At 71.3% G+C, this 655-nt stretch carries 1 protein-coding gene; it reads right to left on the reverse strand.

Annotated features, from left to right (window positions below):
* A partial coding sequence (meaB, locus tag BFF77_RS31400; RefSeq protein ID WP_066956850.1) for a methylmalonyl Co-A mutase-associated GTPase MeaB occupies positions 1-625 on the reverse strand: 625 nt, incomplete at its 3' end.
* Positions 626-655 lie beyond the last annotated feature (30 nt).

The following is a 655-nucleotide window of genomic DNA, read 5'->3' on the forward strand; positions in this document are numbered from 1 at the left end:
CGCGCTCGTGCGGTCCGTCGGCCTTGTTGACGGCGATGACGTCCGCCAGTTCCAGCACGCCCTTCTTGATGCCCTGGAGCTGGTCGCCGGTACGGGCGAGGCTGAGCAGCAGGAAGGAGTCGACCATGTTGGCCACGGTCGTCTCGGACTGGCCGACGCCCACGGTCTCCACCAGGACGACGTCGTATCCCGCGGCCTCCATCACGATGATGGTCTCCCGCGTCGCCTTGGCGACGCCGCCGAGCGTGCCCGCCGTGGGCGACGGGCGCACGAACGCCGCCGGGTCCACCGCCAGCCGCTCCATCCGGGTCTTGTCGCCCAGGATGGACCCGCCCGTCCTGGTCGAGGACGGATCGACGGCCAGCACCGCGACCCGGTGGCCGAGGCCCGTGAGCAGCGTTCCCAGCGCGTCGATGAAGGTGGACTTGCCGACGCCCGGCACCCCGCTGATCCCGATCCGGCGCGCCTTCCCGGAGTGCGGCAGCAGCTCGGTCAGCAGCCGCTGGGCCAGCCTGCGGTGGTCGGGCCTGGTGGACTCGACCAGGGTGACGGCACGGGCGATGTACGAACGGGAACCGTCGAGCACACCCTTGACGTAACTGTCGATGTCGATCCGCGGCGGCACGCGCTCACCGCTCGGAGCCGGACGTGGCGG

Origin of the sequence: Streptomyces lushanensis (assembly GCF_001700515.1) — a bacterium.
Classification (GTDB): Bacteria; Actinomycetota; Actinomycetes; order Streptomycetales; family Streptomycetaceae; genus Streptomyces; species Streptomyces lushanensis.